This window comes from Acidobacteriota bacterium, from assembly GCA_016716905.1.
Taxonomy (GTDB): domain Bacteria; phylum Acidobacteriota; class Vicinamibacteria; order Vicinamibacterales; family SCN-69-37; genus SYFT01.
The window spans coordinates 676,809-700,808 of record JADJUS010000004.1 but is presented as its reverse complement, the minus strand read 5'-3'; the positions used below and the strand labels follow the sequence as shown (position 1 = coordinate 700,808).

Sequence of the window (24,000 nt, the reverse complement as noted above, 5' to 3'; positions counted from 1 at the left end):
GGAGAAGTAAATGTTGACGATTACGTTCCATGGTTTGTGCGGATTCACTAGACAAGAGACCGGCGAAGAATTGGTCCTGATGCCAGATGCAGCCGGCAACGGAATGGGGGTGCCGGTGCATCGGGCCGTACTGGTAGCGAAAGTCGACAACGAAGTTCTTGATAACACAAAGACAACCTGGATGCCTGACGAACTACTGAACACCCCGGACGGGGGCCAGTGGGGCAAGTGGGACCTGTCGGGTTTGGAATTGAGCTCAGGTGGCGGGACCGTCACCAACTGGGTCCCGATGCATAGGCTCATCGATCTGAGCCAACTTCACCCAGGCGTGCCGGCGGCCCATTTGAAGTCCGGTGCTTCCATACTACTCAAGGGTGGAACCCTGAGCGAGCACATCGCGTACCCGAACCAGCTGGAACTTCGCTCCAGGACGCAAAATGTCACAGCGCGTACCTACATTGAGATCATTCAGTGGCAATCAGCAGACTTGGTGATCGCCAAGAAATCAGGCGACAGAATCACCTTCAGGAAAGACGCCACAGTCACGCTAACAAACGCGGCCCCGACGTTCGGCCCAGGGCATGGGGGCCTTGGTCATTTTGCCGGGTACTACACAACGATCGGCGTGCCGGCGAACGAACAACTTGCGCTTACCGCTGGTCAGACGTCGGCGCCGCATGGAGGTGCCGCAGGCGGTGGGCACGTTCACACAATGAGTGTTGGCGGAGGCAACTGCGTACCGAATGTTCGCCTGCCGTAGTGACGTTAGTTAGGTGCCACCTCTGGCCTGCGCCTCCTTCAACTGCCCCGGCCGCATGATGAGCGCCTCTATCATGCGGCTGTTTATTCCCGAATTTGTCACCGCACTGCGAGGCCCCTGCCTCTGACCGCTCGGCTGACCCGCCCGTATCGCCACGTCACCGGGCGGTGTGGTCGCCATCTGGACAAGGGGCGGAAACTGCACAACGCGTCCGTCTACAGCGCTAAACCACTTTTCGAGGCCACCATGAACCACTACCTGTTGCGCACATTCTCTATCGCTCTTGTCATCTCCTCTACGACGGCAGTGCCGGCTATCGCCCAGAGAACCACGCCAGCCACTCAACGCGTTGAGATCAAGCAAGCCGAATCCGAGATCGTTGTCAGAAACCACAAAGGAGAAATCACATCCGGTGCCACAACGAAGTCAATCACCGTGCCGGCCACGCTCGGCACCGCCACCAGCGTCGTCATTCTCGACCCGAACCCTCTGCTCTTCACCTACACCTGGAAAGACGTCAAGGCCGAGGACAGCAAGGACTACACGGCCGTGTTGGCCCTAGCAAAGCTGCTGAAGGACGTCGGGGGGCTGGCGGGGAAGGTCGACAACCTCAAGGGGGGCCAAACAGAAACAGGCGACATCGCGACATTCGACGCGATTGCGCAGAAACTCGAGACCCTCAGGACCACTGAGCAGAAGGTGGCCGAACTGGATGCGCTGGCGGCATCGAAGCAGCAGATCTTGACTTTCTCAACCGGAGCTGCTGCCAAACTCCGTAGGCAGGAGCTGGATCAAGCGAATCTGGCTCTAAGAGCAAGAGAATCGGAGAAGCAAACACTCCTGAACGAGATTGCTGCAGAATTCCGCCGGATGGCAGTAGAGAGCATCAAGAAGGAGGGTGCTTCGCGCCGCACGGCTGCGGTCGCCGCACTGACCGCAGCGGGTCGCGATGACGAGTGGCTGAGCGCCCTGGCCACCGCTATGTCAGAGGTTTCCGCCATAGCCGAAGGGGTCCCCGCAATCCTGAAGCAGGCCGCCAATGACCCACAAGGAGCGAAGGTGGCCGCCGCACTTCTGACCGCCAAACTCGAGCAACATCGCAACGCCGTCGATCAAGGATATGCAGCCGCAGGCAAGGCGCTCAAGTCTGTGTTGGCGGCCATCGGCGACGGGACTGCTGACGCGACTATCGCGGCCTACGTGGCCCTACTGCGAACAGTTGAGCCCGATGCCCGGAAAACCATCGAGATACTGACGACATTCCAAGCCGACGCGCAGAAGATCGGCGTGCCCGTCACGTTGGGCACGGTTCCCTATTCCGCGACGCAGTCACAAACTGCGACAGTCGTGATTGCCAAGACGAAGGGCAACCCGAACAAGGAAACCACGTCCGAAGGCACGTATTCACTCACGATCGACCCCTACTCCCGGTACGAGGTTTCAATCGCGCCAGCCTACATTTATTCGTGGGTCAAGAACCAGCCAGGCGCATCAGGACAGACACTCGCCGCCGTGGTCAATTTCGCGATACGGCCGGAGAACTCCCGCATGCTGGTTCCCGCTTTGAACGTCGGCCTTTCGCCAAAGTCGACGGGCCTCGACTTCTATCTCGGCCTGTCCGTAAAAGTCGCAGATCTATTTCAACTCGGCGGCGGCCTGTCGTGGACAGACATTAAAGACGACGGCAAAGAGTACAAGCCTGGCGGCTATCTGCTGCTCAGCGTCGACCTGTTGCAGACGAAGAAGTGATGCGCCGGGGGACCTACCCGCCCTTCAACCGCTCCGGCCGCATGACGAGGTTCTCGATGAAGAACTCCATCATGCGGCCGTTGTTGACGCCCGTATGACCGGCGTCAGGGCCCACCTGCACTTCGAAGTTCTTGCCCGCCGCCTGCAGCGCCTTGATGAGCTGCATGGAGTTGTTCGGGTGCACGTTGTTGTCCGCCGTGCCGTAGTACAGGAGCAACCGGCCCTGCAGGTTCTTCGCCAGGTTCATCGCGTTGCCCGCCTCGTACCCCGCCTTGTTCTCCTGCGGAATCCACATGTACCGCTCGGTGTAGATCGAATCGTAGTGATACCACGACGTCACCGACGACGACCCGGACGCGGCTGCCCAGACGTCGGGATGTTTGAGTATCGACAGCGCCGACGAATAGCCTCCGTACGACGTGCCGAAGATGCCGACGCGATCCTTGTCGAAATACGGCCGGCTCCACAACGCCTTCACGCCCAGCGCCATGTCGTCCATCTCGGTCACACCCAGGTTGAGATACGCGGCATCAAGCGTCCGCTTGCCCATGCCAGGCGCGGATCGCGAACTCAGCTGCAACATCAGGAACCCGTACTCGGCCGTCGCGTTGGGTGCGGAATAGTTCTCGGTCGTCACACCTGACCCGGGACCGCCGTACACCGACGCCAGCGCGGGGTACTTCTTCGACGGATCAAAATTCGACGGGAAGCTGATCATCCCGTGGAGCTGCGTCTTGCCATCGGCCGCCAGATACGTGAACTGCTCGCTCTTCTTCAGCCCCAGCTCATTGAACTTCGTCAGATCGCTCGCCGCCAGTTCCTTGAGCACCTTGCCTGACGCGTCAAGCAGACGCGACGCCGGCGGATCCTTGTGCGTCTGGATGACGTCCACGATGAACTTGTTGTCGGGCGAGAGCGATACCGTATGCGTGAACTTCGGATCGGTCAGGCGCACATCACCCTTGCCGTCCAGGCCGACGCGGTGCAACTGCACCTTCATCCAGTTGTCGCCGGAGCGCGCCGTGTAATACACCACACCGGCAGCCTCATCCACCTTCGTCACGCCTACCACTTCAAAGTTCGAGTGCTGCGTCAGCGGCGCGATGAGTTTGCCCGACGTGCTGTACAGATACAGGTTGCGCCAGCCATTCCGCTCCGACGTCCAGATGAACCGTTTGTTGTCGCTCAGGTACTGAATCGGCGGCGAGTTCACCACCCATCCGGTGGGCCACTCTTCAGAAAGAATCACACGGCACTCGCCTGACGCAGGCGCACACCCGGCAAACTCCAGCTTGTTCTGCCGGCGATTGGTGCGGTTCATCAGCAGTTCGCTGCCGTCCTGCGACCAGTTGATCCGATACACGTAGTGCCCGACGTTGTCATTGGCGAACGCTGTCCCATCCGCCGGAATGTCGGTGAAGGGACGGCCATCACGCACATCCACCTTCGTCGTCGTCCCTGCCTTGGTGTCGTAGATGAAGATGTCGGCTACCGGATTTGGCGCGCCGGCCTTCGGGTAGGCCTCGATGTCGAGCGAGCTCTGGATGTCCGTCTGCGTCATCTGCAGGTAGAAATCCTTCACCTTGCTTTCATCGAACCGGTAAAACGCCACCTTCGTGGAATCGGGCGACCACCAGATGGCCGACGTCTGTCCGAGTTCCTCGCCATACACCCAGCTTGCCGTGCCGTACTTGATGCGCTTCTCTTCGCTGCCGTCGGTGGTGAGGGCTTTTTCACCCGTCCCATCCGCGTTGGCAATCCAGATGTTGCGGTCTTTGTGGTACGCACGCATCGCGCTGTTTGGCGATCCCACACACTCGGCCTGACGGCCTCGCTCCACCTGCGCCGCGGGACAACCGCCCAACGGCGCCCCGCCGCGCCCGCCTCTGCCACCACCCGCGGGAGGCCCACCGGCGCGCCCGCCTCTTCCGGCGCCCGCGCCCGCCGGCGCCGCCCCCTCATTCACCGCCGCCATGGTCATCACATCGAAGCGATAACGGCTGCCGGCAAAATTGTAGGTGAACGCCTTGGAGTCGTCGGTCCATGCCGGCGTGATCGCGCCAGACACCATGGCACCGCCGAGCAACGGCTGCATCTTGCGGAACTGGTCCACGCCCGGCATTTTCGCCAGCCGGTCCTGCGCGGACACTGGGCTGAACTGCAAGCCAAACGACACCGCGCCGACCACGGACAACGCAAGCACACGGGTGAGTAATCTCATCGAAGCACTCCTGAAGGCCAGAGTTTATACTCAGTTCAGCAGTTCCCCAGCTCCCCAGTTCCCCAGTTCCTAATTTCCTAACTTGCCCCTTCCTTCCACGCGCGTCCGTGCGATCAACGATCTCCCCGCCCGCCCCGACCGGACGTACGTCCTGTATTGGATGACGGCGTACCGGCGGTTGTCGTCGAACTTCGCGCTGCAGCATGCGGTGGAACAAGCCCGTGAATGGGGAAAGCCCCTGGTCATTCTCGAAGCCCTCCGGTCCGACTACCCCTGGGCCAGCGACCGGCTCCACCGCTTCGTCATCGACGGCATGGCCGATCACGCTCGGGCGTTGGCGGGCTCCCCCGTTCTGTACTTTCCGTACGTGGAGCCGACCCGCGGCGCCGGCAAGGGCCTGCTCGCTCAGCTGGCCGCTGATGCATGTGTGGTGGTGACCGACGACTTTCCGTCATTCTTCCTGCCGCGCATGGTGGCAGCGGCCGGACGCGGCATCGACGCGCGACTGGAATCGGTGGACTCGAACGGCGTGATGCCTGTGCGCGGCACCAGCAAGGTGTTCCTCACCGCGCATTCGTTCCGTTCGCACATGCAGGGGACGCTGCGCGACCACCTCGGGCAGTGGCCCGCTCCAATCACATTTCGCGACCTGCCAAAATGCCCGCCGCTGGCTGCGAACATCAGCGCCCGCTGGCCCACCGTGCCGTTGGATGTGCTTGAAGCACCCGACGCCCTCATCGCATCACTACCGATCGACCACTCAGTGCCGGCCGTAGACACACGTGGCGGAACCACCGCGGCGCGCGGCAGGTTACGGCGATTCATCGAACAGCGCCTGGCCCGCTACGCCGATCACAACTCCGATCCAGACGATGAGGGGACGAGCGGGTTGTCGCCGTATCTGCACTTTGGCCACATTTCCTCACACGAGGTGTTTGAGGCCGTGATGACGGCTGAAGGCTGGACGAGCCGGAAACTCGGCAGCGGGCGGCGAGGAAATCGAGAGGGCTGGTGGGGCACGTCTGCGTCTGCCGAGGGATTCCTCGACCAACTCATCACCTGGCGCGAACTGGGCTTCAACATGTGTGCCCTGCGACCGGATGACTACGACCAGTACAGCTCACTCCCGGCGTGGGCGCGCGCCACACTGGCCCAACACGCAACAGACCCGCGGCCGATTGTGTATTCGATCGAGGAGTTTGCGGCCGCCCGGACGCACGATGAGATCTGGAACGCCGCGCAGCGCGAACTGGCCGCGACGGGCACGTGCCACAACTACATGCGCATGTTGTGGGGAAAGAAGATCCTGGAGTGGACACGGACGCCGGAAGAAGCGCTGCACACCATGATTGAAATCATGAATCGCTTCGCGCTGGACGGCCGCAATCCCAATTCCTATAGCGGCTATTGCTGGATACTCGGCCGATACGATCGCGCCTGGGGCCCCGAGCGGCCCATCTTCGGCAAGATCCGCTATATGAGTTCGGCTAACACGGTTCGGAAACTTCGAATGAAGCAATACATGAAGAAGTGGGGCTCATCCGCCGAACCGCGGATTTACGACGTTGTTGAAGAGTGAGCCGAAGCTGTAGGTGATGCCGAACGAGAACTGGACCTCATACCCGCTCTGAAGTTCCCGCAGACGCAGCAGCACTTCCTCGGATGTCGCGTCACGGCGAGGCAAGGAGATCTGATCGCGAATCCGCGAGGCCTGCGCCTCGGCGGTGACAGAAAGCCCCCGGGTGATACGGAACGAGACGTCGGCTTGCGCCTCGAGCCGGTACTTGGACAGGTCGTGCAGGTACTGCCGCCATTCGAGGCCGAACTCCACCGAACCCCACGGTTGCTTCTGGTCGAAGTCTGCCGACAGCTCGTGCTGCCACAACGTTTCGCGCAGCTTGTCAAAGAGGGTGATCTCTTTGTAGCTGGCGCGCTGCAACCCAAGCTGATACTTCACCAGCAACTGCCGTGAGGCATATTCGCGGTACGGAAATACGCTGTACTCGACGGCGGGGGTCAGGGTCGTTGACAGCCGGGTGTTGCCGAATTCCGACGCGTTGACGCGGCCGCCGAGCCCCAACGACCAGTGCGGGCCCAGGCTTTTCGCTACGAAGCCCTCGAGTTCCCGATTGCCGCGACTGACCTTGAGCGGCGCATCTTCGTCCAGGTCGAAGCGCTCCGTGCTCTCCTCGATACTGGCGCCGAAGCTGATCTTCCACGCGTCGGTTACGCGATCGGCCGACGCGCTCCCCCGCCATTCGGTCTGGCGGGTCGTCTCCTGCGCTTCGAACGACCCCCCGCCGCTGAGGCGGAAGACCCAGAGATTCCACGGATCGCCTGCGGGCGGTGCGTCATCGGGTTCGGCAGATTTCGACTTCATCGACAACTCCCATCCCGGTGGCAGCCCGTCGATCGCCATGTAGCTGAGAAAGCCGACGGTCACGGCGCCGAGGACGCCCGTGCGGCGCAGCTCTTCGGGATCGCCGGTCATCGAGACCGCCCGCAGGTCCTTGTCGTTGCCCTGGAAGCGGCCGGCTCCCACGAACCGCAACACGTACTCACGGCCCCCGCTGCCCGTTTCGCGCGAACTCGCCAGCAGGTGGACGTCGGCATCCTGCGGCTGGCGGACGAAATCCACCCAGTCAATCTCGCTCCTCAGATACTCCGAGAAGCACGAGTCGCAGTCGAGATACACGCGAAGCCGGCGCGGCGCACCGGAGGCCGCCTGGGGCGCGGCTGTCACCGTCGCCGGTCTTTTGGTGTTTTTTGCGCCCCCCCCCTTTCCCCCGGGGCGGCGGGGCGACGACAACCGCCCCCCAACCGCGGGGGGCGGGGGCCTTCCTCCCTTTTTTCCGCGTTCCTGAGGGCGCGACCACTCAACCGTTCGCGCGTGACTCTCGTCTAAGTCCGGGCATGGACACATTCCGCCACGACCTGAGGTTCGCTATCCGGTCGCTGCTGCGGCAGCCCGGCTTTGCGGTCGTCACAATCCTGACGCTCGCCCTGGGCATCGGCGCCAACACCGCAATCTTCTCGGTCGTGAATGGCGTGTTGCTTCGCCCACTCGACTACCCCCGGCCGGATCGACTCGTCTTCGTCACCAGCCAGTTTCCAACGCTCGGCTTCGATCAGTTCTGGGTGTCGATGCCTGAGTTCTCGGAGTTCCGCGACAACACGCAGGCGTTTTCGTCCATCGGCGGCTACACGATCAACGCAGTGAACCTGGGAACAGATCCCCCGAGCCGGCCCGTCAGGGCGCAGGTCACGCCTGAACTGCTGCCGACACTGGGGGTCAATCCCGCGCACGGCCGATGGTTCAGCGCCGAGGATTCACGCCCGGGCGCCGCACCGGTGGCCCTGCTGTCGTGGGAGTTGTGGCAACGCTCGTATGGGGGTGATGCGGGCATCGTCGGCCGGTCTCTGCTCATCAATGGCACCTCCACGGAGATCGTCGGGGTCATGCCGGGTGGTTTCGATGTGCACGATCAAAAAGTGGAGCTGTGGCAGCCGCTCACGATCGATCCCGCGACCTTTCAGAACAGCCGCGGCGGCCACTTCCTCTACCTCGTTGGGCGTCTGAAGGACAACCTCACGATTGACCAGGCCCGCGCCGACACGTCGCGCCTTGTGGCCCAGTGGCGGACGATGGTGCCGCAGGGGCATGTGCCGAGTGTGCCAAGGCACCAGATCCGGCTCGATCCGCTGAAGGACGACATTGTGGGATCGATTCAGAAGGCGCTGCTGATCCTGCAGACCGCTGTCGTGTTTGTACTGCTCATCGCCTGTGCCAATCTGGCGAACCTGCTGCTCGCACGAGCCGAGGCTCGGCAGCGCGAGTTTGCCGTCCGGTCCGCGCTTGGCGCCGGCCGGGGCCGGTTGCTGCGCCAGTTCATCACCGAAGGACTGCTGCTCACGGCCATCGCATCGGTCGTTGGCACTGGCCTCGCCTGGCTCGGCATCAACGCGATGTTGTCGGTGAATCCCGATGCCATCCCCCGCTCCGCCTCGGTGACGCTGGACGCGAGTGTCCTCGGATTCACAGTCGTCACAGCCGCTGTGACCGGCGTGATCTTTGGTATGGCCCCACTGCTGCACCTGACGACGCGACTGTCGATCGCGTTACGCGATGGCAGCCGTGGCACCACCGCGAGCGGATTCCGGAAGGCGCTGCGCGGCACCCTGGTGGTGGCGCAGGTCACACTCGCCGTGGTGCTCGTGGTTGGCGCCGCGCTGCTTGTTCGCAGCTTCATCAATCTGACGCGCGTGGACACCGGGTTCGACCGGGCGCAACTCATCACATTCGGCGTCGTGTTGCCGGCGCCCAGTTATCCGCCTGAGCGTCGAGTGGCGTTTTTCTCTGACCTGCAGGAGCGACTCGGCGCAATCCCCGGCGTGCAATCGGTGGGGGCCATGACGGGGCTGCCGCCCAATCGCGCCGTCAACGCGAACGATACGGACTTCGAGCACATCACACCGCCGCCCCCTGGCGTCGATCCGGCAACAACGGGCCAGCCGCCCGAAAACGTCGACTACTACCAGACGGTCTCACCGGGATACATCGAGACCATGGGCATCCCGATCGTCAAAGGCCGCGGGTTTGAACGCGGTGATGTGGCCGGCGGACCGGTGGTGCTCATCAATGAAGCGCTCGCACGGAGGTTCTACAGCGACCGCGACCCGATCGGACAGCGTCTCCGGCCAGGTGGTCCGGCCCTCCCGTGGTTCACCGTGGTGGGTGTCGTCAAGGACGTGAAGCAGGGCGGGGTTGATCAGGATACGGGCACGGAGCTGTACGCCCTTGCGGACCAGCAGCCGCGACTCGCCGGCTTTGCTCCGACGAACATGAACCTGGTGATGCGATCGACGTTGCCGCTCGACAGCGTGGCATCGCAGATACGGGCAGCGGTGCGCGCCCTGGATGGGACGCTCCCAATCGTTCGGTTGCAGACGATGGATGACGTGTTTGGCACGGCGGTGGCGCGGCCGCGGTTTCTCACGGTGTTGCTTGGCGTGTTTGCCGTCCTCGCGCTCGTGCTGGCGGCCGTCGGCACGTACGGCATCCTGTCGTATCTGGTGACCGAGCGACAGCAGGAGATCGGCATCCGGATGGCGCTGGGCGCGGCGCGCGGCAGTGTGCTCTGGCTGGTGCTGCGTCAGGGCCTGTGGCTGGCGGGCATCGGCCTGGCCGCCGGAGTGGCGGGCGCCGTGGCCGTGGGCCGATACCTCCAGACGCTGCTGTTCGGGATTTCGCCCACAGACCCGCTGACGCTTGGCATGGTCACCGGCGTGATCCTGCTGACCGCGTTTGTGGCGTGCCTGATTCCAGCGCTCCGGGCGACGCGGACAGACCCGCTGACCGTGCTGCGCGGGGACTAAAAAAAACGACCTCTGAGGTCGGTTCTCTTTCCTCCTCTGAAGAAAGAGACCGACCTCAGAGGTCGTTTTTGTTGGTCATTCGCCCCGCAGAGCTTCGATCGGGTCCACGCGCATCGCACGGCGGGCGGGCACCCAACTCGCCAGGCCGGCGACCAACAATAGGAACACGGCGACGACGGTGTAGCTGAGCGGATCGGTGGGCGCCACGTTGTAGAGCAGCGACACGGCCTTCTGCGTGAGTGCGGCCGAGGCGGCCAGCCCCAGCACCACCCCCACGCCGGCGAGGATCACCCCCTGGCGGACGATCAGCGTCTGCACGCTTGCGGCACTGGCCCCCAGCGCCACCCGCACGCCGATTTCCCGTGTGCGTTGTGACACCGAGTACGACAGCACACCGTAGACACCAACTGCCGAGAGCAACAGCGCGATCACGCCGATGATCGAAAACACCCACCCGAAAATCGCAAACTGCCAGAAGCTCAGCCGCCGCCGCGCATCCATCGTCAACACGCTGTAGATCGGCAGGTCCGCATCGGCGGCCCGCACCTGGGCTCTGACGGCCGGCATCACCGCGCTCGGCTCTCCCGCCACCCTCATCGTCACCCCCGTCCCGAACGATTCCTGATATGGGTAAGGCACATAAATCGCCGGGTACGTCTCATCGTCGGGATCGATCTCGTCGTGTTTGATGTCCTCGATGACGCCGATGATGGTCAGCCATTCGTCGCTGTTCCCCGACTCGGTCACCCGCACCCTCCGCCCGATCGGGCTGCTCGCGGCGAAGTATCGATTGACCAGCGTGCGATTTACGAGCGCCACCGGCGTGCGCGACCAGCCCTGCGCGGCCGTGAAGTCTTCGCCGTCTGTCACAGCCAGTCCAAGGGTCTTCAGAAAACCTGGAGTCACGCCATACAGGTCCGTATACGGCTCCCGGCCGCTCTCAAACGACACACCGTCGATGTGCAACGAGCCACCCCCGCCGCCGCCACCGAGTGGCACCATCGCGGACGCAAACACCGCCTCCACGCCGGGGAGGCCTTCGAGCCGTTCCACCAGATCGCGCACCCGGTTGGTCACGGCATCCGGGCCCGAATAGACGTCAGCGGGCAGGTAGGTCCGGAAGGTCATCAGTGGCGCCGGGTCGAATCCCACCTCGTAGTCGTCGAGATTCACAAACGTCCGCACGAACAGCGCCGCACCGACGAGCGAGACAATTGCCAGCGCCACCTGCACCACCACCAGCGCGTTGCGCGCCAGGGAGCGCGTGCCGCTATTGCCGCGGGTGCCTTCCTTCAACTCGTCGTGCAATGTGCCGCCGGTGGCCTGAAACGCCGGCACCAAACCAAACACGACGGCGGTGACCACGGCGACCACCACGGCGTAGGAGACCGAGCGCCAGTCGATGCGCCACTGGATGTAGTACGGAATCTGATCGGGCGGCATGGCGGCAGTCAGCAACTGCGTCCCCGCATAGGCCAGCGCGAGCCCAAGGGGCACGCTGATGACGCCGAACACCACACTCTCTGTGAGCAACTGGCGGATGATCCGGCCGCGCCCTGCGCCCAGCGCCGCTCGCACGGAAATTTCGCGGCGCCGCACCGTCGCGCGCGCCAGCAGCAGATTCGCGACGTTCGAACACGCGATGATCAGCACCAGCGTGGCGGCGCCCATCATCAGCCAGATCACCAGCGATACATCCGTCGGAATCAACTCGTCCCGAAGGTCGTGCACCCAGGCACTCCATCCCTTGTGCGTGCCGGGAAACGCCTCGGCGAGGCGCGCGGCGATCGCACGGGCCTCCTCATCGGCCTGTGCCACCGTCGCGCCGTCGGCCAGACGGGCATAGACCTCCAGGCTGCGGTTGTCTCTGGGCTGGGCGTGGACCAAAGGCGTGGCGGGCACCCACAGCTGCGCGATCTCGGGGAACTTGAAGCCCTTTGGCATCACCCCGATAATTTCGTGCGGCTTGCTGTTGATGAGCACGCGGCGGCCGATGGCGGCCGGGTCGCTCTGATACCTCAACCTCCATACCTCTTCACTCAGCAGCACCACATCGGGTGCCCCCACGGCATCGTCACCAGGCCCAAATGGACGACCGACAATCGGGGTAATGCCCAACATTGGGAATAGGTCCCACGATACGGCCTCACCGCGGTAGCGCACGGGCTCGCCACCATCAGACAGCGTCAAGCTTCGTCCGGAAGTGGTCGCTATTGAAGAAAGCCGAGTGCTTTGAGCCCGCCAGTCTCGAACGTCGAGATAGGACAACCCGGCCCAATCGACGTCCGCCTCACGGTTGGTCGCGTTCATGACCACCAGGCGGTGGGGCTCGGCATAGGGGAACGGCTGAATCAGCACCCCGTCAGCCACGGAAAAAATCGTGGCGTTCACCCCAATTCCGAGACCGAGACACACCACCACGACGGCGGCAAAAGCCTTCTGAGTGACGAGGGTTCGGAGCGCGTAGCGCAGGTCTTGGGCGAGCATCGCGAAGGTATACGGACTGGCCTGTTGTCCGTTCTTGGAAAATATACTCCCCCCCTACCACTGCCGACGTTGACTTCCTGAGTCGTAGGCTCCTACAGTCGATCAGTTCGGGTCCGTTCGAAAGCGATCGTCTGTATGAAGCGCACGATTAGGCCCGGCTTGGAGGATGGAGTCTATGAAAGACCGTTACGTCAGTTGTATTCGATTCGTCATGCTCGCCCTGCTGCTGGTCGTCACCAGCACGCCTGCATTCGCGCAGGCTACCTCAGGCTCAGCCCTCTCGGGCGTGGTCCTGGATACCGACGGCGGTGCCATTCCCGGCGCCACCGTCGTTGTGAAAAATAACGCTACCGGCGTCGTCATCGAGGCGGTCAGCAACTCGACCGGCCAGTTCTCGATCCCCGGTCTGAATGCCGGCACCTATACGGTGACGGTCTCGCTGTCGGGCTTCAAGACGTTCGTCGCCAACGAGGTTCGTCTGATTGCGGGAACCCCCGCGGCGATCACCGCCAAGCTCGAAATCGGCGCGCTGACGGAGACGATTGAAGTCAAAGGCGGCACCGAGATGGTGCAGACGCAGTCGCCCACGGTTTCGTCCACGCTGCTCACCGAGCAGTTGAGCCAGCTTCCGCTGGCGTCGCGCAACGCGTTGTACTCCCTGGCCATGCTCCCTGGCGTGTCCTCGGTCGGCAACAACCTGCGCAGCTCGATCATCAACGGCCTGCCGAACAACACGGTCAACATCACGATTGATGGCATCGGCACCGGCAACGCGCTGCAGTCGGGTGACGGCTTCTTCTCGATGGTCACGCCCCGCATGGACGCGGTGGAAGAAGTGACGGTCACGGGCGCCGTGCCCGGCGTGGGTGCCGGCGCGGGTTCCGTGCAGGTGGCGTTCACCACCCGCTCGGGCTCGAACCAGTTCGAGTCGAGCGCGTACCTCTACTGGCGCGATCCGAAGTTCAACTCGAACTACTACTTCAATGAAGTGGCGGTCTCGGCGGCCAACCCGAACGGCCTTCCGAAGAACGACGTCAAGCTGTACACGTACGGCGGCCGCATCGGCGGCCCCATCGTCCTGCCGGGCTACAACGGCCGGGGCAAGGCGTTTTTCTTCTTCAACATGGAACACCAGCGGCAGCCCTCGTCAGCCACAAGGGACCGTACGATTCTGAAGGACTCGGCCGCAGCGGGCATCTTCACGTATGACCGCGTGGTTGGCGGCGTCACGACGCAGCAGACCGTAGACATTCTGGCGCTGGCGCGGGCCAACGGTCAGATCGCCACGCTCGACCCCACCATTCAGTCGATTCTCTCGAGGATCAAGGCGGCCACACAGATCGAAGGCGTCGTCAGCCAGACCACCAACCGGAACGTGGACAACTACCGGTTCCAGCCGGGCGGCCGCGGCGATCAGTACGCGCCGACCGGACGCATCGACTACAACCTGACGGACAAGCACCGCATCAGCGCCACGTACTACTGGCAGCGGTTCAAGAGCAATCCTGACCTGCTCAACAGCGCGGAAGTGCGGTTCCCCGGCTTCGCGAACTACGGCACGCAGAACTCCTATCGCACCACGGGTTCGCTGGGTGTGCGTTCCACGCTGACGTCAAACATGGTGAACGAGTTCAAGGGCGGCTGGCAGTGGTCGCCGAACGACTTCTTCTCCAACATCACCCCGGCCATGTTCGAAGACCAGGGTGGCTACAGCCTCGGCCTGCCGCTCATCACGGGTGCGACGACTCGCAACGACGCTGCGCCGCGTAACACCACGACGTGGAGCGTGAGCGACGACCTGAGCTGGCTGAAGGGTTCGCACAGCATCACGTTCGGCGGTTCGTTCTCGGGCGTGCACAACCGCCTGAACGGGTACGACAACGGTGCCCACAGTGAACATCGGGTTCAACGAGACGTTCGACCCGGCGGCCGGCCTGTTTAGTTCAGCCACCGGCGGTGCGTTCCCAGGCGCGACGGCGCAGAACCTGACCGACGCCCGTGCGCTGTATGCCCTGTTGACGGGTCGCGTGAGTTCAGTCAACGGCACGGCACGTCTGGACGCGGCCACAGGCAAGTACGTTTACCTCGGCGACCTGAAGCAGCTGGCCAAGGCGTACGCCTTCGCTGGTTACGCGTCGGACTCATGGCGCGTGTCGCCGACCCTGACCATCAATGGCGGCATCCGCTGGGATGTGCAGTTGCCCTTCGTGCCCGTCACCAAGACGTTCTCGACGATCACCATTGATGACCTCTGCGGCATCTCGGGTGTCGGGGCGGGTCCGGATGGACGCGCCTGCAACATGTTCGACCCCACGGCCAAGAGCGGCAAAGCCGTGCCGACCTACATTCCCTACGAAGTGGGCAATGAGTCGTACAAGACCAACTGGACGAACCTGGGCTACAACGTGGGCTTCGCCTGGCGGCCGAATGTGCAGGACGGTTTCCTGCGCTCGGTCCTCGGCAACCCCGACCAGGCCACGGTCCGCGCCGGCTACTCGATGACGTATAACGTCGAGCGCTTCGACCGCTTCACGGTCAACGCGGGCAGCAACCCCGGCGGCACGACGTCGGCCGACCGGAACGCGACCACGGGATTCTGCCTCGTGTGCCCGGGCGAAAGCTGGCCGGTGCTCTACAGCCAGAAGGACCGCCTCGGCGCGCCGGCGTTCCCGGAGTCGCCGGTCTATCCGATCGTGGCGACCACGGCGAACAGCCTCAACATGTTCCAGCCGAACCTCAAGACACCGCGCGTGCACTCGTACTCGCTGGGTATCCAGCGGTCGCTTGGTGACGACATGGCGCTTGAAGTGCGCTACGTCGGCAACAAGAACAAGTACGCGTGGGCGGAAGAGAACTGGAACGAGCGCGTGCTCTTCGAGAACGGCTTCTACGACGAATTCCTGCTGGCGCGAGCCAACCTGGCCGCCAACATCGCGGCCGGCCGCGGGAACACGTTCGCCTACACAGGCGCGCCGGGCACCTCGCCCCTGCCGATCCACCAGGCCTACCTGAGCGGCCGGTCGGGCGCGGACGTGACCAACCCAGCGCGCTACACCGCAACGCAGTATGCGAACAGCGCGTTCTACAACCGCTTCAGCACGCTGAACCCCGCGCTCGGCGGCGCCGCCGGCGCGCTCGACACCACGGCCTTCCGCGCAAACGCGCTGACCGCCGGCCTGCCCTCCAACTTCTGGGTGATGAACCCCGCCACGGGTGGCGCGTTCATCGTGCAGGATCGCGAAGGCACGCGTTACAACAGCCTGCAGTTGGAACTGCGCCGTCGGCTCTCGAAGGGCCTGCTCGTCAGCGCCAACTACACGTACGCCGTGCGCCACAATCTGTCGCTCCAGTCCATCCGGATGGACTACATCGAGGTCAACTCGACAGGTGTTCCGCACGAGTTCAAGACCAACTTCACCTATGAAGTTCCTGTGGGTCGCGGCCGTCGTTTCGGCTCGGACATGAACCCGATTCTCAATGGCATCCTCGGCAACTGGGAATTCTCGGGCAACGCCCGCTTCCAGACCAACCGTTTCCGCCTGACCAACACCAAGCTGGTGGGCATGACGGCAGAGGAACTGTCGCGCGAATTCAAGATCCGCATCTACAAGGATGCAGTGACGGGTTCCACGACGGTGTACAGCATGCCGGCGGACATCATTGCCAACACGCGTGCCGCGTACAGCACCGACCCGACGACCGCCACTGGCTACAGTGCGGCGCTCGGCGTGCCGACCGGCCGTTACCTGAAGCCCTCGAGCGACGCGAGCTGCGTGGCCGTCTACCGCGGCGACTGCAACGCGCCCGACATCGAGATCAACGGTCCGCTCTACACGAAGGTGGACCTGCGCATCAAGAAGTTGTTCCCGTTCCTGAGCAAGGGCAGCATCGAAGTCAACGTCGAAGCCCTCAACGCGTTCGCGAACATCAACTTCAACCACAACCTGACGCCGGGCTCCGGCGCGGGCACGTTCCAGGTGACCTCGGCGGCCACCGACATCAACACCTCGGGTGACCCGGGTGGACGTGTCGGCCAGATCGTCTTCCGCATCAACTGGTAACAACTCGTCTCTTGTCAGACCGCCCGGCCGGGAGCAATCCCGGCCGGGCGTTTTTTTTGTACTGCGTTATTGAGGGTTGAGGATGGAGCGATCGAGGATCGGGATGGGACGGATTGCTGATCTCTGATTGCTGATGGGAATTGCGTACAATCTCGTCGTGACCGAATCCTCCCCTCGCAGAGCCTGGATAATTGCGGCCGGACTGGCGGCGATCACTCTGGCTGTGTTCGCGGACGTGCGGGACTTTGCGTTCGTCTCCTACGACGACACCTGGTACATCACGAACAATCCGAACGTGGCGGCCGGACTTTCGTGGCAGGGAGTCTGGTGGGCGCTGACGTCGGGCTACCTGTTTTACTGGCAGCCGGCGACGTGGCTATCGCATATGGCCGACGTGGAGATGTTCGGCCTGAACGCCGGCGGGCACCATGTCACGAATCTGGTGCTGCACATTGCGGGCACGCTGGCGTTGTTCGGATTCCTGCGGCGAGCCACAGGCGCTGAGTGGCGCAGCGCGCTGGTCGCAGCGCTGTTCGCCGTGCATCCCCTTCACGTGGAATCGGTCGCCTGGGTCGCCGAGCGCAAGGATGTGCTCAGCACGCTGTTCTTTTTTCTGACGCTCTGGGCGTACATCGCATGGGCGCAGGCGCGCACGACGCGCCGGTATCTCGTCGTCGTCGCCCTCTTTGCTATGGGGTTGATGGCGAAACCCATGCTCGTCACGCTGCCGGTGGTGCTGCTGCTCCTCGACATCTGGCCGCTTCGCCGCCCGCCGACGATGTCGCTGCTTCGCGAGAAAGTGCCGCTGTTTGCGCTCGCCGCCATCGTCAGCATCGCGACGCTGACTGTGCAGTCTCAAGTCGGCGCGGTGGGCACACTGGCGCAACTGTCGCTCGACTTCCGCGTGTTCAACGCCGTGCTGTCGTACGTGAAGTACATCGGCCAGATGTTCTGGCCGTCTGGCCTCGCGGTGTTTTATCCCTATCCGCCCGTGTTGCCGCCGTGGTGGCAGGTGCTCAGCGCGGGCGCGGCGCTGGCGCTGGTCACGACCGTCGCCGTGCGGCAGAGAGACCGACGGCCGTACGTGCTGGTCGGTTGGCTCTGGTACCTGCTCACGCTCCTGCCGGTGATTGGCCTGTTTCAGGCCGGCGACCAGTTGATGGCGGACCGCTTTACCTACATCCCGCTCGTCGGCCTCTTCGTGATCATTGCGTGGGGCGGCGCCGAGTTGATCGCACGCCGACCGCAGCTACAACCCGCGGCGGCCGTGGCGGCCCTGCTCGTCGTTGGCGCCTGCGCGTTTGCGGCACGACAGCAGGTCCAGCATTGGCGCAACAGCGAGACGTTATGGAGGCGAGCCCTCGCCGTGACCACCGGTAATCACCGGGCGCACGCGGGTCTGGCTGAAGTGTTTGCCAAGGTCGGCCGCAACGACGAGGCGATCGATCAATACCGGCAGGCGCTTCGCATCGTGCCCGATCAGGCAGAGTGGCGCAACAACCTGGGTCTGCTGTTCACCCTCCAGAACAAAGTGGCCGAGGCCATGGGCCAGTTCGCGATTGCTACAAAAGTCCGGCCGGACTTCGCCGAGGCGCACAATAACCTCGGGGCGATGCACGCGCGAGCGGGCCAGCCGAAGGCCGCCATCGCGGCCTACACCGAAGCCATTCGCCTGGCGCCCGACAACGCACTCGCGCACGGCAACCTCGCGCTCGCACTCGCCAGGGAGGGCCGAGTGGCTGAAGCGCTTCGCGAGTGCCAGGAAGCCCTCCGGCTCGATCCCACGAACGACGACTGGCGCCGCCTGGCCGCCACTCTCGCATCGCGCCAGGAACCATAGCGGCGATGCCCACACGCGCGCGGCTGCTCGTACCTGTCCTGCTCGCCCTGTTCGCGGCCCAGGCCGCGACCGCCGTCAGCACCAAGTCTGCCACGTGGGACGAAACGAACTACTTCGGCATGGGCGACTACCTGCTCAGTCACCAGCAGTGGGATGTGCCCTCGGCTCCGATTCATCCGCCGCTTGCGTACTACCTCGACAGCCTGCCCCTGCTCTGGGAGGACCTGGACAGGCGTGTGTGGAACTACTCTGCCGAGCCATCGAAAGACCTCGCGTTTCTCGGGGCGGCAGACATCGCCCGCGGGCAGGCGTTGTTGTCGTCAGAGGCCAACCGTGACGACCGGCTTCTGAACCGGGCGCGGTTCATGGTCATACTGCAGGCGCTCTTGCTGGGCTATGTCGTGTATCGCGTGGCCGCCGCCCTCTACGGCCTCGCCGCCGGCCTCATCGCGCTCGCGTTTTTCGCCCTCTGTCCCAACATGCTGGCCCACGGCGCGCTCATCACACCGGACATGACGCTGACCGTCTTCTGTTTCACCACGATGGCGCTGTTTCGACAGGCCCTGGTCCACGACACCAGGCGGTACCACGTGTTATCCGGGATCTCGCTCGGCCTGGCCCTGCTCTCGAAATTTCCGGCGCTGCTGCTGCTGCCGGTCGAAGCAATCATCCTGGGCTTCATGGCGTTCGGCGGCCGTCGACTGCCGATCAAAGGCCTGCTGCTCTCGGCGGCGTGCACGATCGCGGTGTTCCTGGTCGGCTATGGCCTGAACCCACAACCGTACCTGCAGGGACTCACCATTCAGAGCAGCGCAGCCGGTCACTGGTCGTACCTCATGGGCCAGCTCTCAAGCGAGGGCTGGTGGTATTACATCTTCGTGGCGTTTTTACTCAAGACGCCGATACCCCTCCTGCTCTGCTTCGGCGGCGCGCTCTTTCTGGTCATGGCGAAGCTGTTCCGGCGCACGATCACCCTGGACGACCTCATCCTGTGGCTCCCCATCGTCGCGTTCTTCGCCTTCTTCAGCGTTGAGCTGCGCTCGATCGGTCTGCGCTACGTGCTGCCCGTTTACCCGTTCATCTTTGTGGTGGCGGCGGGCGCACTCATGCACCTCAGCAGCCGGTTCAAATTCCTGTTGATCCTGCCGTTGCTGTGGTACCCCGTCACGGCGTGGACGACATGGCCGCATCATCTGGCGTACTTCAACGAGTTCGCCGGCGGTCCAGCACACGGCTACCGCTACCTGGTTGACTCAAATCTCGACTGGGGACAAGACCTCAAAGGCCTGAAGCAATTCATGGACAGCCGCGGGATCGACCGTGTCTATCTCAGCTACTTCGGCACCGATTCGCCCGATCGCTACGGCATCAAGTACGACTGGCTGCCGAGTTACCAGCTCAGAAACCCGAATCCGGCGGCGACCAGCATCAACATCCAGCGAAAGAGCTACGTCGCCATCAGCGTGACCAACCTCCAGGGTGTGTATCTCGAGCCACAGACGATGTTCCGATGGCTGGACAAATACACGCCTGTCGCGCGAATCGGCCATTCCATCTTCGTCTACTACATCGACTGAGCGCGGAGTATCCTCAAGGGGATGCCCTTTCGCTTTGCGTCGCTGCGGCTGATGGCCGCGTCTCTCGGGCTCCTCGCGCTGGCCACGGTGCAACCCGCCGCCCAGCAATTCGTGTTGTCATCACAAGACCGCGCACGGCTCATCGCGGTGGATTTTGCGGTGGTCGGCGCAGATGGCCAGCCGGTGGCTGACCTGCGCGCGGACGAAGTCACCCTCAAGATCGACGGCCGCGCACGGCCGATCCGTTCGCTCGAATATGTGTCGCTCGCATCGGCCCCCGCAGGGGACGCGGGCGCCGGTGCGGACGCTCCGCTTGCTCCGTACGGCACCAACGCCACCGGTGACGGCGGCCGAAGCGTCGTGCTGATTCTTGACCAGTACACCGTCCGTCCTGGCCGCGATGCCGGCGTCAAGGAACAGATCATCCAGTTTCTGCGCCTCCTCGGCCCCCGCGACCGTGTGGCGTTGATGACCATGCCGTATGGCGGACTCACTGTTGACCTGACGACCGAGCATCACCGCATCAGCCAGGCCCTGACCCGCATTGGCGGGCAGGCCCCGCCAAACGAGGGCGCCGAAGACGCCACGTGCCGCACGACTGCCACACTCGCGGCGTTGCGCGGAACCCTCGATGACCTCCGCGGCGGTGAAGCACCGGTCGCCATCGTGTTCTTCTCGGCACAGCTTTCTGTGCCCACAGGCCCGACCGCCGCGCCCGCGCCCACGCCGGCGATGCGGATACTTCCGCCCTGCCAACTCCGAACCGACCAGTTCAAGCAGGTCGGGGCCGCAGCCGCCTCCGCACGCGCCCAGTTCTACGTGGTCCAGCCTGAGTTGGCGGTGACCGATGGCGGCAGGGCCGGCCTCGAGCACTTGACCGGCGCCACGGGTGGTCCGTTGCTGCACCTGGGCGATGCGGCAAATTCGGCCCTGTCTCGCGTGGCGCGCGAGACGTCGGGCTACTACATCGCGCGCGTGGAGCCGGAGCCTTCTGAAACCACCGGAACGGTCCGGGGATTCTCATTGGCAGTGACGCGGGCTGGCACGACCGTGCGTCAGCGTCCTCAGCTCAGTGTGATGCGCACAGCCGCGCGGTTTGTGAACACCGGCGCACCGACACCACTGGACATGATGAAAGACGCTCGGGTCTTTCGCGACCTCCCCTTGCGCATCACGGGGTTCAGTTCGCGCGAACCTGGCGGGCAGATGATTCGCGTCGTGGCACTCTTCGATTCGCCCGATGAATCAGCCGCCCCATCGTCGGCCATCGTGGGCCTTTTCAACGATGAAGGGAAGCTGGTGGCGAGCACGCAGCTTGGCCCCGCCGAGCTCACGGCGTCACCGGTCGCGTCATCGCTGATTGTGCCGGCAGGCCACTATCGCCTTCGCGTCGCGGCCACGGAAAGCTCGGGCCGCGGGGGAGCCGCGGACGCGGAGATCAACGCCGAGTTGGCCAGCGCAGGCCCGCTCACGATGAGCGCGCTTGTGGTGGGGCTGTCGCGCGAGGGCCGGTTCCAGCCGCGTCTGGATTTTGGCCGCGAGGCATCGGCGATGGCTTACCTGGAAATTTATGGCGCCCGCCAGGGGGCAGCCGTCGGAGCGGTCTTTGAAGTGGCGCGGACTGCCAACGGTCCGGCTCTGGTCACGATCAAGGGAACGTTCGCTGCCACAAGTGAGCCGGATCGCTTTGTGGTAACGGCCGCAGTGCCTGTCGGGGCACTGACGTCGGGTGACTACGTGGTGCGCGCCATTGTCGCCGCCCAGGATCAGCCAGGGGGCCGTGTCCTCAGGGCCATTCGAAAAAAATAGCCTGCAACAAACGCCGTGACATGGGGTTCTAAGGAACGAGCCCGAGCGCGTGAACCCAACGGTGACAAAGACCGATCGCCTGTTCTCCGAACACCGGCAGGGCGTGTTCCGCTACTTGTGCCGGCTGGTCGGCCAGTCTGAGCCCGCCCGCGACCTGACGCAGGAGGTGTTTCTGCGCGTGACCCGGGCCGGTGTGCCCGACACCGATGCCGGCGGCGAACGTGCCTGGGTGTTCAGCGTGGCCAGGAACCTCGGCCTCAATTTCCTGCGCGATGGCGCGAGGCGGCCCGCGACAGGTCCGATGGTGGAGCGCGCGGCGGCCCCGACCCAGGAACTGGCGGTGGCCCTCAATCAGGCCCTTGAGGCGCTGGCAGACCTCGATCGTGATGTGTTCCTGATGCGTGAGGTCGGCGGCCTGAACTACGACGAAATTGCCGTGGCGTGTGACTTGACGCCGGCTGCGGTACGGTCCCGTCTGCATCGGGCACGCCAGGAGCTGCGGGCGACCCTGGCGCCGGCCCTGCGGCGCACGCCGTGATCAGGAGTAACGTGTTGAAGGAGAGTCCGATGGACACACATTTGGAAACGCTGGCCGCGTGGGTGGACGCAGAGCCCGTGCAGCATGGCGACGTCATGCGCGCACTGGAAACCGCTGAGGGCCGCGCGTACGTGGTGGACCTGATGGCCCTGCGCCGGCTCGTGGGCGCAACGATGCCGCAGGATGAGGCGCAGACAGTGGTGCGACCGCGCCGATGGCGTGTGGCCGCGGCGGCTGCGGCGGCTGTCGCGTTCATGGCCGGAGGATTCGCTGCGGGCCGACTGGTGACGCCTTTCGCGCCCGCCCCCGCCGCCGAGGTGACGCCTGTCGTGGTGACAGTGCCTACATCTGCGCCGCAGCCGACGCGGGTCATTCGACTCGAAGAGGGCGTGGACTGGCGCGAGACGATCGGAGGCAACTGAGATGTGGAGCGCTGCGCTGGTCGCGCTGCTGACGGTCGGCCAGGCCGCGGTTGCCCCACCGCAGGGAGGCGGAGGGCGCGGTGGCGTCATCGCCATGGCGAACCGGACGGATCCGTTCGAGCTCACACTGGCCTCACCTGTCCAGCTGCCGGACGGCCGTCAGATCGGCACGTCGGTCTCTGGTGTGGCAGGCGCCCCAGGCAGCGACCCGTGGTTCGTGTATAGCCGTGGCAGCTTGTGCCAGTCAGTGATCACCCGGGGCACGCCGCCGACGGATGCCACTGATGGATGGCGGGTCACGGTCACAGAACGGTCGCGAACGACCACCCAGGTCTCAGTGGGCGTCACATGGTTGCGCCTGTGGGAACGCGGCCGGGCGGTGGCCACCGGGTCCGGTGGCACAAACGAACTCACCCTCCAGCGGGGAGATCGCATCGGCCTCGATCAGATCACGCGCCCGTCGCAGAGCACCTGCGCCGCAACGGTGAAGGGACTGGAGTTACGAGTGGGCGCAACGATGCCGATGCTGGTGTCGACCGATCCCGAAGCGGTGATCGATGGTGCCGTGGATGCCGAGTTGTGGATGGTGCACAAGGCTCCCAACGGTACAGAAACTGTGGAGCATCAGGTGGTGCGATTGATCGCGGGCACCATCGGCTTCACGTTCCGGGGCCGCGCCGTTGACACCACCGACGGACCGATGATCATCGAGGTATCGGGCAAGCTGAAAGCGGTTCGCCGAGCCGATGGCACACGAGCGCTGTGGGCGGGTCTGCAGCGACTGGTGACGCACGAGCCCACGGGGCGTCTCGTCTCTTCAGGCAGTGCGCCAGGCAAGACCGTGGATTGGGTGTCGCCCGGCCAGTTGGTGTCATTCGACATGCCCGATCCGTACGTGGCGGCCGGCGCGTATCTGGGCCGGGGCGGTGGTGCGGGCGGCGGCGGTGCCGGCGGGCGCGTCGGTGGTGGTGTGATGAGCAGCGGCGCTGCGGGTGCCGTGAGCAGTGGATCGACCGCCACTGTGGTGGCTCGCGGATCTGGCGGAGGCACCGCTGGTGCGGGCGGCGGCGCTGTCACGGCGGTGCCGCGCGGGCCAAATGTCCTCGACGGCCATAGTCTTTCGCTGCGCCTCCGCCTGCTCGACTCGAAGTAGCGCGCTT

The 24,000-nt window shown here is 64.2% G+C and carries 15 protein-coding genes; 12 read left to right on the top strand and 3 right to left on the bottom strand.

The window, feature by feature from the left end; genetic code table 11:
• Window positions 1-10: 10 nt before the first annotated feature.
• Complete coding sequence (locus tag IPL75_07040) at window positions 11-760, top strand: hypothetical protein (protein MBK9240011.1); 750 nt, start codon at window positions 11-13, stop codon at window positions 758-760.
• A 246-nt stretch (window positions 761-1,006) separates the two neighbouring features.
• Window positions 1,007-2,509 carry a hypothetical protein gene (locus IPL75_07035; protein MBK9240010.1) on the top strand — a complete coding sequence of 501 codons (1,503 nt, stop codon included), beginning with the start codon at window positions 1,007-1,009 and terminating at the stop codon, window positions 2,507-2,509.
• Window positions 2,510-2,522: 13 nt separating this feature from the next.
• Here IPL75_07035 and IPL75_07030 read toward each other — a convergent pair whose 3' ends face one another.
• A complete protein-coding gene (locus tag IPL75_07030; GenBank protein MBK9240009.1) occupies window positions 2,523-4,730 on the bottom strand; it encodes a DPP IV N-terminal domain-containing protein in 2,208 nt (735 codons plus the stop codon).
• An 82-nt stretch (window positions 4,731-4,812) separates the two neighbouring features.
• Between IPL75_07030 and IPL75_07025 the strand changes: the two genes are divergently transcribed.
• Window positions 4,813-6,309: a deoxyribodipyrimidine photolyase gene (locus IPL75_07025; GenBank protein MBK9240008.1), complete on the top strand. Its 1,497-nt coding sequence runs from the start codon at window positions 4,813-4,815 to the stop codon at window positions 6,307-6,309.
• Here IPL75_07025 and IPL75_07020 read toward each other — a convergent pair.
• The gene (locus IPL75_07020; protein ID MBK9240007.1) at window positions 6,268-7,473 is read right to left on the bottom strand and encodes a DUF481 domain-containing protein; all 1,206 of its coding nucleotides are present in this window, start codon (window positions 7,471-7,473) and stop codon (window positions 6,268-6,270) included. The two genes, IPL75_07025 and IPL75_07020, sit on opposite strands and share 42 nt — an antisense overlap.
• 170 nt (window positions 7,474-7,643) lie before the next feature.
• Between IPL75_07020 and IPL75_07015 the strand changes: the two genes are divergently transcribed.
• Window positions 7,644-10,106 carry an ABC transporter permease gene (locus tag IPL75_07015; protein MBK9240006.1) on the top strand — a complete coding sequence of 821 codons (2,463 nt, stop codon included), beginning with the start codon at window positions 7,644-7,646 and terminating at the stop codon, window positions 10,104-10,106.
• A 75-nt stretch (window positions 10,107-10,181) separates the two neighbouring features.
• Here the strand turns inward: IPL75_07015 and IPL75_07010 are convergent, their stop codons facing one another.
• A complete protein-coding gene (locus IPL75_07010) occupies window positions 10,182-12,593 on the bottom strand; it encodes an ABC transporter permease (GenBank protein MBK9240005.1) in 2,412 nt (803 codons plus the stop codon).
• A gap of 175 nt (window positions 12,594-12,768) precedes the next feature.
• Here IPL75_07010 and IPL75_07005 point away from each other — a divergent pair, with 175 nt between their 5' ends.
• The 8 genes from IPL75_07005 to IPL75_06970 all read left to right on the top strand — a co-directional run bounded on the left by IPL75_07005 (window position 12,769) and on the right by IPL75_06970 (window position 23,993).
• Window positions 12,769-14,535, top strand: a complete 1,767-nt coding sequence (locus IPL75_07005; protein MBK9240004.1) for a carboxypeptidase regulatory-like domain-containing protein — start codon at window positions 12,769-12,771, stop codon at window positions 14,533-14,535.
• Window positions 14,477-16,654, top strand: a complete 2,178-nt coding sequence (locus IPL75_07000; protein ID MBK9240003.1) for a hypothetical protein — start codon at window positions 14,477-14,479, stop codon at window positions 16,652-16,654. Before IPL75_07005 ends, IPL75_07000 begins: the two co-directional genes overlap by 59 nt.
• A 157-nt stretch (window positions 16,655-16,811) precedes the next feature.
• Entirely contained in the window at window positions 16,812-18,494 is a 1,683-nt protein-coding gene (locus IPL75_06995; protein MBK9240002.1) for a tetratricopeptide repeat protein, read from the top strand.
• Window positions 18,495-18,499: 5 nt separating this feature from the next.
• Complete coding sequence (locus tag IPL75_06990) at window positions 18,500-20,071, top strand: glycosyltransferase family 39 protein (protein MBK9240001.1); 1,572 nt, start codon at window positions 18,500-18,502, stop codon at window positions 20,069-20,071.
• A gap of 21 nt (window positions 20,072-20,092) precedes the next feature.
• On the top strand, window positions 20,093-21,880 hold the full coding sequence (locus IPL75_06985) for a hypothetical protein (protein ID MBK9240000.1): 1,788 nt from the start codon (window positions 20,093-20,095) through the stop codon (window positions 21,878-21,880).
• 49 nt (window positions 21,881-21,929) lie between these two features.
• Entirely contained in the window at window positions 21,930-22,418 is a 489-nt protein-coding gene (locus IPL75_06980) for an RNA polymerase sigma factor (protein ID MBK9239999.1), read from the top strand.
• A gap of 29 nt (window positions 22,419-22,447) precedes the next feature.
• A complete protein-coding gene (locus tag IPL75_06975) occupies window positions 22,448-22,840 on the top strand; it encodes a hypothetical protein (protein ID MBK9239998.1) in 393 nt (130 codons plus the stop codon).
• A gap of 1 nt (window position 22,841) precedes the next feature.
• Window positions 22,842-23,993, top strand: a complete 1,152-nt coding sequence (locus IPL75_06970; protein MBK9239997.1) for a hypothetical protein — start codon at window positions 22,842-22,844, stop codon at window positions 23,991-23,993.
• Window positions 23,994-24,000 lie beyond the last annotated feature (7 nt).

Coding starts and splice junctions, on each gene's coding strand:
- IPL75_07040 (MBK9240011.1), top strand. CDS start 11: ATGTTGACGATTACGTTCCATGGTTTGTGCGGATTCACTAGACAAGAG.
- IPL75_07035 (MBK9240010.1), top strand. CDS start 1,007: ATGAACCACTACCTGTTGCGCACATTCTCTATCGCTCTTGTCATCTCC.
- IPL75_07030 (MBK9240009.1), bottom strand. CDS start 4,730: ATGAGATTACTCACCCGTGTGCTTGCGTTGTCCGTGGTCGGCGCGGTG.
- IPL75_07015 (MBK9240006.1), top strand. CDS start 7,644: ATGGACACATTCCGCCACGACCTGAGGTTCGCTATCCGGTCGCTGCTG.
- IPL75_07010 (MBK9240005.1), bottom strand. CDS start 12,593: ATGCTCGCCCAAGACCTGCGCTACGCGCTCCGAACCCTCGTCACTCAG.
- IPL75_07005 (MBK9240004.1), top strand. CDS start 12,769: ATGAAAGACCGTTACGTCAGTTGTATTCGATTCGTCATGCTCGCCCTG.
- IPL75_06990 (MBK9240001.1), top strand. CDS start 18,500: ATGCCCACACGCGCGCGGCTGCTCGTACCTGTCCTGCTCGCCCTGTTC.
- IPL75_06985 (MBK9240000.1), top strand. CDS start 20,093: ATGCCCTTTCGCTTTGCGTCGCTGCGGCTGATGGCCGCGTCTCTCGGG.
- IPL75_06975 (MBK9239998.1), top strand. CDS start 22,448: ATGGACACACATTTGGAAACGCTGGCCGCGTGGGTGGACGCAGAGCCC.
- IPL75_06970 (MBK9239997.1), top strand. CDS start 22,842: ATGTGGAGCGCTGCGCTGGTCGCGCTGCTGACGGTCGGCCAGGCCGCG.